The sequence below is a fragment of the Sphingomonas japonica genome (assembly GCF_006346325.1).
Taxonomy (GTDB): Bacteria; Pseudomonadota; Alphaproteobacteria; order Sphingomonadales; family Sphingomonadaceae; genus Sphingomonas; species Sphingomonas japonica.
Window position 1 is genome coordinate 2,159,994 of record NZ_VDYR01000001.1, and the last position, 17,290, is coordinate 2,177,283.

Sequence of the window (17,290 nt, forward strand, 5' to 3'; positions counted from 1 at the left end):
GCTTCCCGCTCTATCGCCAAGCGCGCCGCGCGCAACACTTGGGTTTGTCGCAATAGCCGACTAATGCGGGGCCTCAACCGTCCGGAGCGCCTTCGTTGATCCTCACCACGCTTGCCGCCGCCACGCCCTATCTGCGCTACGACGCGCTCGGGCTCGATCCGGTGGCGCTCGACCTCGGCTTCTTCCAGCTCAAATGGTATTCGCTCGCCTATATCGGCGGCATCCTGCTCGGCTGGTGGTATCTGCTCAAGCTGCTTGGCCAGCCGGGTGCGCCGATGGCGCGGCGCCATGCCGACGACCTGGTATTCTACGCGACGCTCGGCATCATCCTGGGCGGGCGGATCGGCTATGTGATCTTCTACGCGCCGGAAATGTTCGGCGATCCGCTGCGCATCCTGCGATTGTGGGACGGGGGCATGTCGTTCCACGGCGGCGTCGTCGGCACGTCGCTCGGCATCCTCTATCTTGCGCGCAAGAACGGGCTGCAATGGCTGCGCATCCATGACTATGTCGCGTGCGTGGTGCCGATCGGGCTGTTCTTCGGGCGCATCGCCAATTTCGTGAACGGCGAATTGTGGGGCAAGCCGACCGACGTTCCGTGGGCGATCGTGTTCCCCGACACCGTCGCCGGGGTCGAGCCCGCGCGTCATCCCAGCCAGCTCTACGAAGCCGGGCTCGAGGGGCTAGCGCTGTTCGCGGTGTTGTCGCTGCTGTTCTGGCGGACCCAGGCAAGGTACCAGCCGGGCAAGCTCGTGGGCGTGTTCCTGCTCGGCTACGGCCTGGCGCGCTTCTTCGTCGAATTCTTCCGCGAACCCGATTCGCAACTGGTCGAATTCGCGCAGGCGACCGGCCTGCACATGGGCCAGTGGCTGACGCTGCCGATGATCGCGGGCGGCATCTACCTGATCCTCAGCGCCAAGGGCCGCCGTCAGCGCGTCGAGCCGATCGCGGCTAGCGAGAGCGTTGCCTGACGCGATGGACGGAGATGTCGAACCGTTGCTTGCCGATCGGCTGGCGCGCGCGATCACGCTGGCGGGACCGATCCCGCTGTCGCAATTCATGGGCGCGGCAAACGCGCATTATTATGCGACGCGCGATCCGCTCGGGCAGCGCGGCGATTTCACCACCGCGCCCGAGATCAGCCAGATGTTCGGCGAACTGATTGGCCTTGCGCTTACCGACCTGTGGGATCGCGCCGGACGGCCACCTGCGCGCTACGTCGAATACGGCCCCGGCCGCGGCTCGCTCGCCGCCGATGCGCTGCGCGCGATGGCGACGGTCGAATTCGCCCCGCCGGTCCACCTGATCGAGACCAGTCCGGCGCTGCGCGCGATCCAGGCCGAGCGGGTGCCGGGCGCGGAATGGGCGATCGATCTGGTCGGCATCCCCGACGACGGCGCGCTGCTGGTGGTCGCCAACGAATTCTTCGACGCGCTGCCAATTCGCCAGCTGATCCGCACCGCCGAAGGCTGGCGCGAGCGGCTGGTCGCGTGCCAGGATACGCTGTTCCTGCCGATCGCGGGCAATCAGGGCTTCGATGCGATCATCCCGCCGCAGTTCAAGGACGCGCCGGTGGGCTCGATTCTCGAGACCTCGCCGCAAAGCGTCGCGGTACTGCGTGCGCTCGCGGCGCGCCTGCTCGTTCAGGGTGGTGCTGCGCTCATCGTCGATTACGGCTATGTCGGCCCGGCGATCGGCGACACCTTTCAAGCAGTGCGCGGCCATGCCTTCGCCAACCCGTTCGACGATCCCGGCGAAGCGGACCTCACCGCGCACGTCGATTTCGGAACGCTGGCCGAGGCGGCGCGGATCGAGGGGCTCGACGTCCACGGCCCGATCGGTCAGGGCGCGTTCCTCGATGCGCTCGGCATCGGCCCGCGCGCCGACGCGCTGATCCGCGCGGTGCCGCAGGAAGCCGAGGCGGTGGCGGCGGCGCGGCGCCGCCTGACCGATGCCGACGCGATGGGCCAGCTGTTCCAGGTGCTCGCGGTCACCGCACCGGGCTGGCCGGTCCCTGCCGGCTTCGCATGATCGCCTATCGCGACGCGCTGCCCGCCGACGCTCCCGCGCTGGTCGATCTGGCGCGGACCAGCTTCACCGAGACCTTCGGACACCTCTACCGACCCGAGGACCTCGCCGCGTTTCTCGCAGGGCATACGCGCGAGCGCTGGACCGCGGAACTGACCGACCCGGCCTATGCCATTCGCATCGGCGAAGCGGGCGGACAGGCGGTCGCCTATGCCAAGCTCGCGCCGCCGTCGCTTCCGGTGGAGCCGCAAGGCCCGGCGATCGAGCTGCGCCAATTCTACCTGCTCAAGCCGTTTCACGGGGCGGGCCATGCCGACGCGCTGATGCGCTGGGTGCTCGATACCGCCCGCGCGCGCGGCGCGCACGAGCTGTTCCTGTCGGTGTTCGTCGACAACCACCGCGCGCGCCGTTTCTACGAACGCTATGGCTTCGAGGAAATCGGCGTCTACGCGTTCATGGTTGGCAGCCATGCCGACGAGGATCACTTGATGCGGCTGGCATTGTGAGCGGCGTCGAAGTCATCCGCGCCGCGGCGCTGTACGGCGTGCCGCATGGATTTCTCGGCCGCCGGGGCGGGGTCTCGACCGGTGTCCATGCCGGCCTCAACGTCGGCGTCGGATCGAGCGACGATGCCGATGCGGTGGCCGAAAACCGGCGCCGCGCGACCGACGCGGTGCTGCCCGGCGCGGCACTGGCGACCTGTTACCAGATCCACTCGTCCGACGTCGTCACCGTCACCGAACCGCTCGCCGAGCGCCCGCGCGGCGACGCACTCGTTACCGACCGGCCGGGCCTGGCACTCGGCATCCTCACCGCCGATTGCGCGCCGGTATTGCTCGCGGACGCGCAGGCAGCCGTCATCGGCGCGGCGCATGCCGGATGGAAAGGTGCGCTTGGCGGCGTCACCGATGCAACGATCGCTGCGATGGAAGCGCTCGGCGCCGACCGCGGCCGCATCGCTGCCGCGATCGGCCCATGCATCGCGCGCGCCAGCTACGAGGTCGGTGACGGCTTCCGCCAGCGGTTCGGCGCCGACGATCCCGACAACGACCGCTTCTTCGCCGATGCGTGCGCGGGCCATGCCCGGTTCGACCTCGAAGCCTATGTCGCCCACCGCCTCGCCGCCGCCGGGATCGCCCGCATCGAAATGCTGGGCCTCGACACCTATGCCGATCGGGACCGGTTCTTCAGCTATCGCCGCGCCACGCATCGCGGCGAACCCGACTATGGCCGACAGATTTCGATCATCGCGCTCGCTTGACCCTCCCCGCGGCGCTCGCAATGCGCTAGGGATTGGTATCAAACGATACCAGGAGAGCCGTTCGTGACCGACGAGACCGAAGCCGACATCACAGGCACCACCCCGCGCCGCCGCCCCAAGCCGGGGATCGAGACGATCGGCGGCCGCAAGCTCAAGCCGTCGACGCTGATGATGGGGCATGGTTTCGACCCGGTATTGTCCGAGGGCGCATTGAAGCCGCCGATCTTCGCCACCTCGACCTTCGTCTTCCCCGACGCCGCGTCAGGCAAGCGCCATTTCGAGGGCGTCACCGGCAAGCGCCCGGGCGGCAGCGAGGGGCTGGTCTATTCGCGCTTCAACGGCCCCAACCAGGAGATACTCGAGGATCGGCTCGGCGTCTGGGAAGAGGCGGAGGACGCGCTTGCCTTTTCGTCGGGCATGTCGGCGATCGCCACGCTGTTCCTCGCGCTGGTCAAGCCCGGCGACACCATCGTCCATAGCGGCCCGCTCTACGCCGCGACGGAGACGATGATCGCGCGGATCCTCGGCAAGTTCGACGTGCAGTGGCTCGACTTCCCCGCCGGGGCCAGCCGGCCTGAGATCGAGGCAGTGCTCGAACGCGCCAAGGCGACCGGCAACGTGCCGCTGATCTATCTCGAAAGCCCGGCCAACCCGACCAACGTGCTGGTCGATATCGAGGCCGTGGCCGCCGCGCGCGACGCGGTGTTCGCCGATGCCGAGGAAAAGCCGCCGATCGCGATCGACAACACCTTTCTGGGGCCCTTGTGGCAGCAACCGCTGCGCCACGGTGCCGACATCGTCGTCTACAGCCTGACCAAATATGTCGGCGGGCATTCGGATCTGGTCGCCGGCGGCGTGCTCGGGACGAAGGCGCTCATCAATACCATCCGGGCGATGCGCAACACGATCGGCACCATCTGCGATCCCAACACCGCATGGATGCTGCTGCGCAGCCTCGAGACGCTAGAACTGCGCATGAGCCGCGCGGGCGAGAATGCCGCCAGGGTGTGCGAGTTCCTCAAGGACCATGCCAAGGTCGAGCGCGTCGGCTATCTCGGCTTCCTGAAGGACGATGCCCAGGCCGACATCTATCGCCGCCATTGCTCGGGCGCGGGATCGACCTTTTCGCTGTACCTCAAGGGCGGCGAGCGCGAGGCGTTCGCGTTCCTCGACGCGCTGACCATCGCCAAGCTCGCGGTCAGCCTGGGCGGCACCGAAACGCTGGCGTCGGCGCCCGCGGCGATGACGCATCTGTCGGTGCCCGACGCGCGCAAGGCGGCGCTGGGCATCACCGACAATCTGGTGCGCATCTCGATCGGGGTCGAGGATGCCGACGACCTCATTGCCGATTTCGATCAGGCGCTGGGGGCGATCTGAGCATTGGAGCGTTCGACGGCGCCGCGCATTGAAGGGGCATGATCGCACCCTTTCTTGCCGGCCTTGCCACCGGCCTTCGCACGATGACCCCTGTTGCCGGGATCGCCGCCACACGGCATCGACCGGCGCTGTCCGGTATTCTCGGCATCGCAGCGCTGGGCGAGCTTGGCGTCGACAAGACGGCCGCTGCTCCACGTCGCGACGAAGCGCCAGGAGCGATCGGGCGCGCGATCAGCGGAACGCTCGCCGGGGCTGTGATCGGGCGCGGACGTGGGCGCTCGCTGGCGGGCGCCGCGCTTGGACTTGCCGGCGCGGTCGTGGCGACGCAGGCGGGTGTCCGCCTGCGGATCGCGCTCGCACAGCGGATCGGGCACGACTGGCCGGTGGCATTGGTCGAGGACGCGGTAGCGGTCGCACTAGCCGCCTATGCGACGCGGCGACCGTAGGGACGATCAACCGTCGCTCGCCCGCTCGATATCCGCCCCGACCGCCTGCAATTTCTCCTCGAGACGCTCATAGCCGCGGTCGAGGTGATAGACGCGCGATACCTGCGTCTCGCCCTCCGCCGCCAGCCCGGCGATGATCAGGCTCATCGACGCGCGCAGGTCGGTCGCCATCACCTGCGCCCCGACCAGCCGGTCGACGCCGCGCACCACCGCCGATCGCCCCTTGACGGTGATGTCGGCGCCCATGCGGGCCAGTTCGGGAACGTGCATGTAGCGGTTCTCGAAGATCGTCTCGGTCAGCACGCTGGCACCGTCGGCACGGGTCAGCATCGCCATGAACTGCGCCTGCATGTCGGTGGCGAACCCCGGGAACGGCGCGGTCGACAGCGTCAGCGGCTGCAATCCGTTCGCCGCCGAGACGTGCAGCGCATCCTTGCGCTCCTCGACCGTCACGCCCGCCTCGACCAAAGCCGCGATCGTCGCGCGCATGTCGGCGGCATTCGCCCCGACCAGATCAAGCGCACCGCCGGTGATTGCGGCTGCACAGGCATAGCTGCCCGCCTCGATCCGATCCGGCATCACGCGATAGGTTGCGCCGTGCAGCCGGTCGCGGCCCTCGATCTCGATCGTCTCGGTGCCGATGCCGGATATCGACGCGCCCATCGCCACCAGGCAGTTGCACAGATCGACGATCTCGGGCTCGCGCGCGGCATTCTCGATCACGCTCGGGCCCTTGGCGAGCACGGCCGCCATCAGCGCATTCTCGGTGGCGCCGACCGACACCACCGGAAAGCTGACGCGGCCACCGGGCAGGCGGCCACCGGGAGCGACGGCTTTCACATAGCCCGCGGTCAGCTCGATTTCCGCGCCCAGCGCTTCCATCGCCTTCAGGTGCAGGTCGATTGGGCGATTGCCGATCGCACAGCCGCCGGGAAGCGACACCGTCGCCTCGCCGCCGCGCCCGACCAGCGGACCCAGCACCAGGATCGACGCGCGCATCTTGCGCACGATATCGTACGGTGCCTCGGTCGAGGTCAGCCGACCGGTACGGATCGTCATCACCCGCCCGAAGTCCTCGGGCCGCGTTCCCTCGATCGACGTCGATGCGCCGAGCTGGTTGAGCAGATGCCCGAACCCGTCGACATCCGCCAACCGCGGCAGGTTGCGCAGCGTCAGCGGCTCGTCGGTCAGCAGTGCGCACGGCATCAGCGTCAGCGCGGCGTTCTTGGCCCCGGAAATGGCGATGCGGCCGGAAAGGCGGTTTCCGCCGCGGATAAGGATGCGGTCCATCGCGCCGCTTCTATCGCCTGGCGAAACCCATGCAAGCGCCTCCGCCAGCAATCTTGACCTACTTTAATGCGAGCAATCCCGGCGGCTGCTCTGCAGGCTCTCGCAAGGGGGAAGTTCAAGCGTGTCAGGGAGTTGTTTCGCCGACGTATTGAGCGGCCTCATAACGCTGACTACCGACGAGCATGCTGCGCTCGACCGGATCGAGGAGCGCCGGCGTCAGGTGCGCAAGGGCACCGTCATCCAGCATAGCGAGGAGCGCGTCACCGAGCTGTTCGTGCTGCGCGAGGGCATGATGATGAGCTATGTGCTGCTGCCCGACGGCAGTCGCCAGATCCTGCGCTTCTATTTCCCCGGCGAGATCATGGGCATGGCCGGCATGGGCTATCGCAATGCGCCCGAAACGCTGTGTGCGCTCGCCGATTGCGTGGTGTGCCCGTTCGAAAAGGCGGCGGTCAGCCGATTGATGGTCGATCATCCCCGGCTCGGCGCGATGCTGATGGCGTTCAGCCAGATCGAGCGCGCGGTACTCACCGATCGGCTGGCGTCGCTCGGACGCACCTCGGCCAGGGCGCGCGTCGGCGCGCTGCTCCTCGAACTGCACAATCGCCTGCGCGCCCGCGACGGCCGCGGCAATGGGACCTTTCCTCTGGGGCTGACCCAGGAGGAGATCGGCGACGCCACCGGGCTGACCTCGGTGCACGTCAATCGCATGCTGCGCCAACTCGAGGAGGACGGCCTGATCACGCGCGAAGCCGGGCATGTGACGATCGGCGACGTCGCGGCGCTCGCCCGCGCCACGCATCATGTCGATCGCTACGCCGCGCTCGACCTCAGCTGGTTGCCGCCGGCGCGCTAAACCCGGTCGCCGCCGTCACGCCTTTTCGAGCGTGCATTGCAGCGGATGGCTGTTCTGCCGCGCAAAGTCGATCACCTGCGCGACCTTGGTCTCGGCGACTTCGTAGCTGAACACGCCGCACACCCCCACGCCCTTCTGGTGGACATGGAGCATCACCCGCGTCGCCTCCTCCATGTTCATGCGAAAGAAGCGCTGCAGGCACAGCACCACGAACTCCATCGGCGTGTAATCGTCGTTGAGCATCAGCACGCGATACGGGGTCGGCTGTTTGGTGCGCGTGCGAGTCCGCGTCGCGACACCGAGCTGGTTGTCGCCGTCCTCGCGGTCGTCGTCGCCCGCCATGCGGGGCTGGAATTGGTTTGGCCGGATCATGATCGCTGAAAATAGGAGACGCCGGGGGGTAAGGGCAAGGGCCGGCCGCGCGCCGGGGTGAGATTTGTGGCGATGGCGCTCCGATCGCTCCGCGGAAACGAAAAAGGGCGACCGCATCGGCGGCCGCCCCTTCCCTGATCTTCGCTAAGGCGAAGGCGCGCCGATTCAGGCGGCGACCTTCACCTTGTCGGCTGCGACCGCCATGCGGTTCGACAGCGGCTGGGCTGCGTCGCCGGCGAGCTTCATCATGTGCTCGGTCGTCTTCGACGCCTCGGCGACATACATGTCGAACGCGCTGCGCATGAAATCGCTCTGCAGCTTGAACAGCTCGGTCGGCGACTTCACCGACGCCATGCTCTTCATCGTGGCGGTGGCCTGCTCGAACGACTTGCGGCTGAACTCGGCGGCTTCCTGGCCGATCGACTCCATGCCCTTGGCAGCGATGCGGCTCGATTCGACCATCGCTTCGAGGTTGCCCTTGGCGAAGTCGTTCATCTCTTCGACCATCTTGGCGCTCTTCTCCATCGCACCCTTGGTACGATCGCTCATGTCGCCGAACATGGCCTTGGCCTGTGCCTGGGTGTTCTTCGCGGTGTTTTCTACGGTGGTCTGCATGATTTCGAGTTCCTTTTCGACGGGTTCTGAAACGGCGACCGTCGCCTTGCTGACGGCCTCCACGGACGTTGCGGTGGCAGCGACAGGCTGCGGCGCTGCGGCAGGCCGCGGCGCCGGCTGAGCAGGCTTGGCGGCGGGCGGGGTCGGCTTGGCAGCAACCGGCGCCGGAGCTGCCTTGGCCTTGGCCACGACGGGAGCGGTCTTGGCCGCATCCGTCTTCGCGTCAGCCGCCTTTTCAGGAGCGGCCACCGCCGTGGGCGCCTTGGACGCAGAGACCGGCTTGGCTGCTGCCGCTTGCCCCGCTTTGCTCCGATTGGTCCTGTTCGCCATGATCGCTCCGACAGTTATTGCTGCGCCGCAGCATTTACTTCAGCACCGTCGGGATTGCAAGTGCCTATTGTGCGATGCAGCATGCTCGTATCGAACTGATAAATCGTACTTTTATCATCGCGTGCGGACATAGCTCCCTGGCGCATCCTCGATCGCCGCAAGCGCGCCCTTGCCGGGAATGCGCGCACCGGTCGCGGCGACCTTGCCAGGCGCCGTCTGCGCGATCCATTCGATCCAGTCGGGCCACCAGCTGCCCTTGGTCTCAGTCGCTCCCGCGACGAATTCCTCGAGCGAGCCGACCTCGCTGTCGTTGGTCCAATATTGATATTTGCCCGCCGCCGGCGGATTGACGACGCCGGCGATGTGCCCCGACCCCGCCAGCACGAATTTCAGCGGGCCGGCGAAATGGTGGGTCATCTTCCATACGCTCTCGGCCGGCGCGATATGATCCTCGCGGCCCGCCTGGATATAAGACGGCGTCTTGACCGTGGTCAGGTCGATCGGCGTCCCCGCAACCGTCACCGCTCCCGGTGTCACCAGCAGATTGTCGCGGTACAGGTCGGTCAGATAGCTGCGGTGCCATTTCGCCGGCAGGTTGGTGACGTCGGCATTCCAGTGCAGCAGGTCGAACGGCACATAATCCTGCCCGAGCAGATAGTTGTTGGTGACATAGTTCCAGATCAGGTCGCGCCCGCGCAGCAGGTTGAACGTCGCCGCCATGTAGCGCCCGTCGAGATACCCCTCGCCCGACAGCGACTGGATCAGGTTCATCTGGTCGTCGCTGACGAACAGGTTGAGGTCGCCCGCCTGCGAGAAGTCGACCTGCGCGGTAAAGAAGGTCGCGCTCGTCACCCGCTCTGCCTGTCCCCGCGCGGTCAGCAGCGCGAGCGTCGCCGCCAGCGTCGTGCCCGCGACGCAATAGCCGATCGCGTGGACGCCTTCGACGCCGAGCAGCTCGCGTACCGTGTCGATTGCATCGATCTGCCCGAGCTCGACATAATCGTCCCAGATCACGTCCTTCATCGTCGCGTCCGCTGATTTCCACGAAACCACGAACACGCTCAGCCCCTGCTCGACCGCCCAGGCGATGAAGCTCTTCTCCGCCGTCAGGTCGAGGATGTAGAAGCGGTTGATCCACGGCGGAAAGATGATCAGCGGCGTCTCGAACACCTGTTTGGTGATCGGCGCATAGTGGATCAGCTCGTAGAGCGGCGTGCGCCTGACGACCTTGCCCGGCGTCGTTGCGATGTTGCGCCCGACCTCGAATGCGGTGGTGTCGGTGTGCGTCATCTGCCCCTTGGACAGATCGGCCATCATGTTCTGCAGCCCCTTGAGCAGATTCTCGCCGCGCGTCTCGGCGATCTTCTTGAGCACTTCGGGATTGGTCGCGGGGAAGTTGGTCGGGCTCATCGCATCGATGAAGCCGCGTGTGGCGAAGCGGATCTGCTCCTTCTGGCGCGGCTCGACGCCGTCGAGCGCATCGACGCCCTTCACCAGATGGTCGGCGATCAGGAAATAGCTCTGCCGCAGGAAATCGAACACCGGATCCTCGCGCCATTCGGGTGCCCTGAAGCGCCGGTCCTTCGCGCGCTCGGGCGTTTCTGTGACCGGCTCGGCGCTGGCGGGATCGAGGAAGCGCTGCCACAGCGTCATCGTGTCGGCCCAGAAATCGGCCGACGCGCGCAGCATCGGCGTCGGATCCATCAGCCCTGCGGCGGAGGATCCTGCGGTCGCCTGGCTCCACTGGTCGAAGCCATGCTCGAGCATCATCTGCTGCGCCCGCCCGAGCACCCAGGTCCAGTGCTGCAGCTCTTCCAGGCTGGGCGGACTGGTCGATGCTTGGGCTTGCGTCATGGAGGTTCCTCTCGACTCTTCATTCCCGCGAACGCGGGAATCCGGCTTTGGGTTGCCACCCTAGAGCGTTCGGCTCGCAACGAGAACAAGCTGGATTCCCGCGTTCGTGGGAATGACGTATGGACGGGGCGAAAGGAGCGTCCATGTCCGAACAATTCTACCGCATCAAACGCCTGCCGCCCTATGTCATTGCCGAGGTCAACGGCATGCGGGCGGCGGCGCGCGCGAGCGGCGAGGACATTATCGACCTCGGCATGGGCAATCCCGATCTGCCGCCACCGCCGCACGTTATCGAAAAGCTGATCGAAGTCGCGCGCAAGCCCGACGCGCACGGCTATTCGCAGTCCAGGGGCATTCCCGGCCTGCGGCGTGCCCAGGCCAATTACTATGCCCGCCGCTTCGGGGTCGAGGTCGATCCCGAAAGCGAAGTCGTGGTGACGATGGGGTCGAAGGAAGGGCTCGCCAGCCTCGCCACCGCGATCACCGCGCCGGGCGACGTCGTGCTCGCGCCGAATCCCAGCTATCCGATCCACACCTTCGGGTTCATCATCGCCGGCGCCGCGATCCGTTCGGTACCGACCACGCCCGACGAGGAATATTTCCGCTCGCTCGAACGGGCGATGGCGTTCACCGTCCCGCGTCCCAGCATCCTGGTCGTCAACTATCCGTCGAATCCGACGGCCGAGACGGTCGACCTCGCCTTCTACGAACGGCTCGTCGCCTGGGCGAAGGACAACCAGGTGTGGATATTGTCCGACCTCGCCTATTCGGAACTCTATTTCGACGGCAAGCCGACCCGATCGATCCTCGAGGTCGAGGGCGCCAAGGACATCGCCGTCGAATTCACCTCGCTGTCGAAAACCTATTCGATGGCGGGCTGGCGGATGGGCTTCGCGGTCGGCAACAAGGTGCTGATCGCGGCAATGTCGCGCGTCAAATCCTACCTCGATTACGGCGCGTTCACGCCGATCCAGGCCGCCGCCTGCGCCGCGCTGAACGGCCCTCAGGATATCGTCGAAAGCAATCGCCTGCTCTATCACAAGCGCCGCGACGTATTGGTCGAGGCGTTCGGGCGGGCCGGGTGGGACATCCCGCCGCCGCCCGCATCGATGTTCGCCTGGGCACCGCTCCCGCCCGCGCTGCGCCATCTCGGCAGCCTCGAATTTTCCAAGCAGCTGCTGACCCAGGCCAAGGTCGCGGTCGCGCCGGGCGTCGGGTACGGCGAGGATGGCGAGGGTTATGTCCGCATCGCCATGGTCGAGAACGAACAGCGCCTGCGCCAGGCGGCACGCAACGTCCGCAAATATCTCCAGTCGATGGGGGTCAACACCGCCAATCCGGGATGAATCCGCGCGCAGCGTACGGACTCCGCCGCCCGGTGCAAACGCGGCATTAACCAGCGCCGCCTATCCCGTCAGGATGCTTCCGCTGCGGCTGCCATCCCCCAAGTTGCGCACCGCGATCCTGGTCGGGATCGCCTATACGATCCTCGCTGCCGCGGCGATCGCCTTCACCCGGCTCAGCGACAACGTCGCATTGATCTGGTTCGCCACTGCTCCGTTGCTCGCCGCATTGACGGTATGGCCGCGTCGCAGCTGGTGGATGTTCATCCTCGCCGGGCTGATCGGCAGCATGACCGCGACGCTGGTGACGTCGCCCTACACCGCGCTGGCAGGGCTGTTCGCCATCGCCAATGTCGGCGAAGCGGTGATCGCCGCTTTGTTGCTGCGGCGCTGGGCGCTGAATCGCGAGCTGTTCCTGTCGACTCGCTCGATCCCCTGGTTCGTGCTGTGGGCCGGCTTCGTCGCGCCGGCGCTTTCGGGAGCGGTCGTCGCGGCGGCGCTGTTCGCCGCGCACGGCACCGATCCGCTGACGACCTGGGGCAACTGGCTGATCGGCCACGGCCTGGGGTCGGTGATCGCGATGCCGCTGGCGGTGCTGGTCCTGCGCGGCGGTGCCGAATGGAAGCTGTTCGCGGCGCGCGCCGATGCCGCACGCGCCATCGGGGTTGCGACGCTGGTGATCGCGGTCAGCGCGGCGGTGTTCAGCCAGGACCGTTTTCCGCTGCTGTTCCTCGTGATCATGCCCGTCCTCGTTGCCACCTTCACGCTGCGCAGTATCGGTGCCGCGGCCAGTATCGTCATCGTCGCCGTAATCGGCGCGGCGTTCACGCTGGGCGGCCACGGACCGATCGGGCTGGTGCGCGGCGACGAAGCGCTGCAGCTCCAGTTCTTCCAGTTCTACGTCGGCACGCTGTTCGTGATCGCGCTTCCGGTCGCGACCACGCTGATCGAGCGCGATACGCTGCTGCGCGCGCTCAGCACCAGCGAGGCGCGCTATCGGCTCGTCGCCGAACATGCCAGCGACATCATGATCACGGTCGATCCGCTCGGCCGCGTCGAATACGTCTCGCCGTCGATCCGCGAGCTCGGTTTCGCCGACCCGCTGGCGCTGTACGGCACCGAGGCCCTGCTGCTGGTCGCCGAGCCCGACCGTGAACGGGTACGCGCCACCTATCGTCAGGCGATCGCCGCTCCCGACCGCACCTTTCGCGTCGAGTATCGCGCGCTGCGCGCATCGGGCGAGACCAGCTGGTTCGAGATCAGCACCCGTGCCGTGCTCGACGATCTCGGCCAGGCCACGGCGATGGTCAGCGTTGCGCGCGATCTGTCGCAGCGCAAGGCGCGCGAGGAGGAACTGGAACGCGCCGCCTCGCTCGATCCGATGACCGGGCTGCTCAATCGCGAAGTATTCCGCCGCTCGGTCGGACTCGCGCTCCACCGCGCACGCCGCCAACCCGATCGCCGTGCCGCCCTCGCGCTGATCGATATCGACCATTTCAAGGGCGTCAACGATACCCACGGCCATGCCGCGGGCGACACCGCGATCCTCGTGCTCGCCGATCTGATGCGGTCGAATCTGCGTGCCGCCGATCAGATCGGGCGGATCGGCGGTGAGGAATTTGCGATCCTGTTCGACGGGGTTGACGCCGACGTTGCCCAGGCGAGCTGCGAGCGACTGCGCGTCGCATTGTCGCGCCAGCCGGTGCCGTGCGCCGCGGGGACGTTCCGGATGACCGCCAGCATCGGCGTCGTGGCGGTGACCCCGGGAACCCAGATAGACCGCCTGTTCGCGCTGGCCGATCAGGCGCTCTATGCCGCCAAGCGCGGCGGGCGCGACCGGGTCGAGCGCGCGACTGCCTGATCCGTTACTCGGCCGCCTGCGCGTTGCTGTCGGGATAGACGTCCTCGGCCAGCGCCCACACCAGATCGCCCTTGGTCAGCACGCGCCCGTCATGTGCGCGCACCGCGACATCGGAAATCGGCTTGCGGTCCCGCGCATCAACCAGCACCGGCGACGCCGGCATTCCGGTTTCCCAGCGCTCCCCCCATTGCCGCAGCGCGACCATCGTCGGCAGCAGCGCGAACCCCTTGTCGGTCAGGCGATATTCGATCTTGCGGCGATCCTCGGGCAGCGGACGGCGTTCGAGGATGCCGTGATCGACCAGTCGCCCCAGGCGATTGGACAGGATGTTGCGCGCGATGCCGAGTTCGGACTGGAATTCCTCGAAATGATGCAATCCGTTGAACGCGGCACGCAGGATCATGAACGACCAGCGCTCGCCCATCGCCTCCAGCGCGGCGGGCAGGCTGCAAGTGGCGGCCAGCTCGCGCAGGGACTCTCGCAATTTCTCACCCATAGCCGCCCTGACTATCGCAAAATCGCCGCGTTGGAAACGCAAGGAAATGATGCGCCGCAGCACTAGTCCTTGATTGCAACTTAATGCAGTGCCTGATAGGTAGTGAATCGCAACCTTACCCCGGGAGACTCTATCATGAACCGCATCGCCGCCTTTTCGGCCCTCGCCATCGCCGCCGCTCCGATCGCCGCCGCTCCCGCTTTCGCCCAGACCGGCTATTACACCGTCACGCCCGTCACCGCCCCCGCCGAAGGCAAGCTGGTCACCCGCTCGACCGTGTGGACCTGCGACGGCGCGGTATGCACTGCGCCCAAGTCGGCGACCCGCGACAAGCTGCTGTGCGAACTGGTCGTGCGCGAAGTCGGCGCGCTCCAGGCATTCCGCGCCAATGGCAGCGATTTCGACGCCGACACGCTGGCGAAGTGCAACGCCCGCGCCCGCTGATCGCGCACCGCGACGCCGGCCGGTCGCTGCCGGACCGGCGTCGCCCAATCGGGAATAGCGCGCCCCTGCAACGAATGTGTTGCAAAGCGGCAAGCCGCGGCCCCATCTATCATCGGTGCTGCGCCAGTATGAACTCGTCGATCGGGTATTGAGCTACGATCCGGACGCCGACGAGGCGCTGCTCAATCGCGCTTATGTGTTCTCGATGCAGGCGCACGGGTCGCAGAAACGGGCATCGGGCGACCCTTATTTCAGCCATCCGATCGAAGTCGCGGGCATCCTCACCGACCTGCACCTCGACGACGAGACGATCGCCACCGCGATCCTGCACGACACGATCGAGGATACTGTCGCCACGCCCGAGGTCATCCTCGCCAGGTTCGGGCCGGCGGTGGCGCGGATGGTCGACGGCGTCACCAAATTGTCGAAGATCGAGGCGCAGACCGAGAACGAGCGCGCCGCCGAGAATCTGCGCAAGTTCTTGCTGGCGATGTCCGACGACATCCGCGTGCTGCTGGTCAAGCTCGCCGACCGGCTGCACAACATGCGCACGCTCCACCACATCGCCAATCCCGACAAGCGCAAGCGCATCGCGCGCGAGACGATGGACATCTATGCCCCGCTCGCCGAGCGGATCGGCATGTACGAGTTCATGAAGGAGATGCAGACGCTCGCCTTCCAGCAGCTTGAACCCGAAGCGTATGAATCGATCGTCAAGCGGCTCGCCGCGCTCCAGGACGAAGGCGGCGGCGACCGCATCGACAAGATCGGCAGCGGGCTCAAGCAGCTGCTTGGCCGCGCCGGGATCGAGGCCGAGGTATCGGGGCGCGAGAAGCATCCCTATTCGATCTGGAAAAAGATGTCCGAGCGCCATGTCAGCCTCGAACAGCTGTCCGACATCATGGCGTTTCGCGCGATCGTCGATACCGAGGAGGAGTGCTATCGCGCGCTCGGCATCATCCACCGCAAATGGCCGATGGTCCCGGGACGGTTCAAGGATTACATCTCGACGCCCAAGCGCAACGGCTATCGCTCGATCCACACCAGCGTCATCCATGCCGAGAATATGCGCGTCGAGATCCAGATCCGGACTCAGGCGATGCATGCCCAAGCCGAATACGGCATGGCCGCGCACTGGGCGTACAAGCAGGATGCGGTGCGTCCCGACACGCAGGTGCGCTGGATCCGCGATCTCGTCGAGATCCTCGACAATGCCGAAAGCCCCGAGGAGCTGCTCGAACACACCCGCATGGCGATGTATCAGGATCGCATCTTCGCCTTCACCCCGCGCGGCGAGCTGCACCAGCTGCCCAAGGGCGCGACCCCGATCGACTTCGCCTATGCCGTTCATACCGATCTCGGCGACCAGGCGGTCGGCGCAAAGGTCAATGGCCGCGTCGTGCCGCTGCGCACCGAGATCGAGAATGGCGACCAGGTCCAGATCCTGCGCTCCAAGGCGCAGACGCCGCAGCCCAACTGGCTCAACTTCGCGATCACCGGCAAGGCACGCGCCGCGATCCGCCGCCATCTGCGGCACAAGGAGCGCGACGAGACCGCAAGGATGGGGCGCAAGCTCTACGACGAGATCGTCGCGCGGCTGCCGGTGCCGGTCGGCGACGACGCGCTGCGCGATGCGCTCAAGCGGCTCGGACTGTCGGACGAAGCCGCGCTGATGGAGGCGATCGCGCGCAAGACCGTCAGCGACGCCGACGTGATGGACGCGCTGATGCCCGGCTCGGCGCAGTCGCCGGACATCGAACGCCCGCCGCAGCGTCAGGCTATCTCGATCAAGGGCCTCACCCCCGGTATGGCGTTCGACCTGGCCGGGTGCTGCCGCCCGGTGCCCGGCGATCGCATCGTCGGGGTGCGCCGCCCCGATCAGCCTATCGAGGTCCATGCAATCAGCTGCGGCCGGCTGGCGCAAAGCGACGACGCCGACTGGGTCGATCTCGCCTGGGGCGACAAGGCCGAGGGCGGCACCGCGCGCATCGACATCACGCTCAAGAACGAGCCCGGCGCATTGGGCGCGGTTGCGACGATCATCGGCGCGCACAAGGCCAATATCCTCAACATCCGCCTCGACACCCGCGACACCACCTTCCACACCAACCAGATCGATCTCGAGGTCCGCGACGCGGCGCATCTCATGCGCCTACTCGCCGCGCTGCGCGCCGCCGAGGCCGTCAGCGCCGCCGATCGCGGCTAGCACACCCTCCCCCCGTTCGTTTCGAGCGAAGTCGAGAAACCGTGTTCGGCGCCGAATGTTATCGACAACAATGTCAGTAAGGCGTAGCTTTCCCGCATGAGCCACGACCACGCCTTGTCGATCACGCCCGGCGACATCGATCACATGGGGCACGTCAACAATGCCGTGTACCTCAACTGGGTGCAGGAAGCGGTCGTCGCCTATTGGGAAAAGATCGCCCCCGCCGAAGACGTCGCCCGCCATCTGTGGGTCGCGCTGAAGCACGAGATCACCTATCGCCGCCCGGCATTCCTCGACGACACGGTCATCGCGACGGTGGTCGCCGACAAGGTCCAAGGCGCACGCGCGATGTTCACCACGCTGATCAAGCGCGGCGAGGACGTGCTTGCCGAAGTCGAGAGCAGCTGGTGCGCTTTGGACGCCGACACCCGCCGCCCGATCCGCGTCGCCCGCGATATCGTCAGGCGCTTCATCGCCGATTGACCGATGACGCGGCCGTGCTGGCGCGCTA

General features: G+C 66.7%; 17 protein-coding genes. 12 read left to right on the top strand and 5 right to left on the bottom strand.

The annotated features are described in order from the left end of the window. The first annotated feature begins 95 nt into the window (after window positions 1-95). The 6 genes from lgt to FHY50_RS10640 all read left to right on the top strand — a co-directional run bounded on the left by lgt (window position 96) and on the right by FHY50_RS10640 (window position 5,112). Window positions 96-971 carry a prolipoprotein diacylglyceryl transferase gene (lgt, locus tag FHY50_RS10615; RefSeq protein WP_140048399.1) on the top strand — a complete coding sequence of 292 codons (876 nt, stop codon included), beginning with the start codon at window positions 96-98 and terminating at the stop codon, window positions 969-971. Window positions 972-975: 4 nt separating this feature from the next. Then, window positions 976-2,031: a class I SAM-dependent methyltransferase gene (locus FHY50_RS10620; RefSeq protein WP_243846623.1), complete on the top strand. Its 1,056-nt coding sequence runs from the start codon at window positions 976-978 to the stop codon at window positions 2,029-2,031. Continuing rightward, complete coding sequence (locus FHY50_RS10625; protein ID WP_140048400.1) at window positions 2,028-2,534, top strand: GNAT family N-acetyltransferase; 507 nt, start codon at window positions 2,028-2,030, stop codon at window positions 2,532-2,534. Before FHY50_RS10620 ends, FHY50_RS10625 begins: the two co-directional genes overlap by 4 nt. Beyond that, window positions 2,531-3,289, top strand: coding sequence for a peptidoglycan editing factor PgeF (pgeF, locus tag FHY50_RS10630; RefSeq protein WP_140048401.1), 759 nt, complete (start codon window positions 2,531-2,533; stop codon window positions 3,287-3,289). The genes FHY50_RS10625 and pgeF overlap by 4 nt, the downstream gene beginning before the upstream one ends. Before the next feature lie 63 nt (window positions 3,290-3,352). Then, window positions 3,353-4,666, top strand: coding sequence for a cystathionine gamma-synthase family protein (locus FHY50_RS10635; RefSeq protein WP_140048402.1), 1,314 nt, complete (start codon window positions 3,353-3,355; stop codon window positions 4,664-4,666). Window positions 4,667-4,704: 38 nt separating this feature from the next. Then, window positions 4,705-5,112 (top strand): DUF4126 domain-containing protein, encoded by a 408-nt coding sequence (locus FHY50_RS10640; RefSeq protein WP_140048403.1) that lies wholly within the window; start codon window positions 4,705-4,707, stop codon window positions 5,110-5,112. Between the two features lie 6 nt (window positions 5,113-5,118). On the opposite strand, the gene murA is transcribed toward FHY50_RS10640, so the two are convergent. Further along, window positions 5,119-6,402, bottom strand: a complete 1,284-nt coding sequence (gene murA / locus FHY50_RS10645; RefSeq protein ID WP_140048404.1) for a UDP-N-acetylglucosamine 1-carboxyvinyltransferase — start codon at window positions 6,400-6,402, stop codon at window positions 5,119-5,121. Window positions 6,403-6,550: 148 nt separating this feature from the next. On the opposite strand from murA, the gene FHY50_RS10650 reads away from it, so the two are divergent. After that, window positions 6,551-7,258 (top strand): Crp/Fnr family transcriptional regulator, encoded by a 708-nt coding sequence (locus FHY50_RS10650; protein WP_140048405.1) that lies wholly within the window; start codon window positions 6,551-6,553, stop codon window positions 7,256-7,258. Window positions 7,259-7,273: 15 nt separating this feature from the next. On the opposite strand, the gene clpS is transcribed toward FHY50_RS10650, so the two are convergent. The 3 genes from clpS to FHY50_RS10665 all read right to left on the bottom strand — a co-directional run bounded on the left by clpS (window position 7,274) and on the right by FHY50_RS10665 (window position 10,429). Beyond that, complete coding sequence (gene clpS, locus FHY50_RS10655; RefSeq protein ID WP_420030886.1) at window positions 7,274-7,630, bottom strand: ATP-dependent Clp protease adapter ClpS; 357 nt, start codon at window positions 7,628-7,630, stop codon at window positions 7,274-7,276. 165 nt (window positions 7,631-7,795) lie between these two features. After that, window positions 7,796-8,494, bottom strand: coding sequence for a phasin family protein (locus FHY50_RS10660; protein ID WP_244935340.1), 699 nt, complete (start codon window positions 8,492-8,494; stop codon window positions 7,796-7,798). A gap of 195 nt (window positions 8,495-8,689) precedes the next feature. Beyond that, a complete protein-coding gene (locus tag FHY50_RS10665) occupies window positions 8,690-10,429 on the bottom strand; it encodes a PHA/PHB synthase family protein (RefSeq protein WP_140048407.1) in 1,740 nt (579 codons plus the stop codon). A gap of 143 nt (window positions 10,430-10,572) precedes the next feature. On the opposite strand from FHY50_RS10665, the gene FHY50_RS10670 reads away from it, so the two are divergent. Both FHY50_RS10670 and FHY50_RS10675 read left to right on the top strand, forming a co-directional pair. Continuing rightward, complete coding sequence (locus FHY50_RS10670; RefSeq protein ID WP_140048408.1) at window positions 10,573-11,775, top strand: LL-diaminopimelate aminotransferase; 1,203 nt, start codon at window positions 10,573-10,575, stop codon at window positions 11,773-11,775. Between the two features lie 73 nt (window positions 11,776-11,848). Further along, window positions 11,849-13,633, top strand: a complete 1,785-nt coding sequence (locus FHY50_RS10675; RefSeq protein ID WP_166745427.1) for a sensor domain-containing diguanylate cyclase — start codon at window positions 11,849-11,851, stop codon at window positions 13,631-13,633. A gap of 4 nt (window positions 13,634-13,637) precedes the next feature. Here FHY50_RS10675 and FHY50_RS10680 read toward each other — a convergent pair whose 3' ends face one another. Then, window positions 13,638-14,129 carry a winged helix-turn-helix transcriptional regulator gene (locus FHY50_RS10680; RefSeq protein WP_140048410.1) on the bottom strand — a complete coding sequence of 164 codons (492 nt, stop codon included), beginning with the start codon at window positions 14,127-14,129 and terminating at the stop codon, window positions 13,638-13,640. A gap of 135 nt (window positions 14,130-14,264) precedes the next feature. On the opposite strand from FHY50_RS10680, the gene FHY50_RS10685 reads away from it, so the two are divergent. From FHY50_RS10685 to FHY50_RS10695, 3 genes are all read left to right on the top strand, one after another. Beyond that, the gene (locus FHY50_RS10685) at window positions 14,265-14,573 is read left to right on the top strand and encodes a CC_3452 family protein (RefSeq protein WP_140048411.1); all 309 of its coding nucleotides are present in this window, start codon (window positions 14,265-14,267) and stop codon (window positions 14,571-14,573) included. A gap of 115 nt (window positions 14,574-14,688) precedes the next feature. Then, window positions 14,689-16,779 (top strand): RelA/SpoT family protein, encoded by a 2,091-nt coding sequence (locus FHY50_RS10690; RefSeq protein WP_140048412.1) that lies wholly within the window; start codon window positions 14,689-14,691, stop codon window positions 16,777-16,779. Between the two features lie 96 nt (window positions 16,780-16,875). Further along, complete coding sequence (locus FHY50_RS10695; RefSeq protein WP_140048413.1) at window positions 16,876-17,262, top strand: acyl-CoA thioesterase; 387 nt, start codon at window positions 16,876-16,878, stop codon at window positions 17,260-17,262. Window positions 17,263-17,290: the final 28 nt, after the last annotated feature.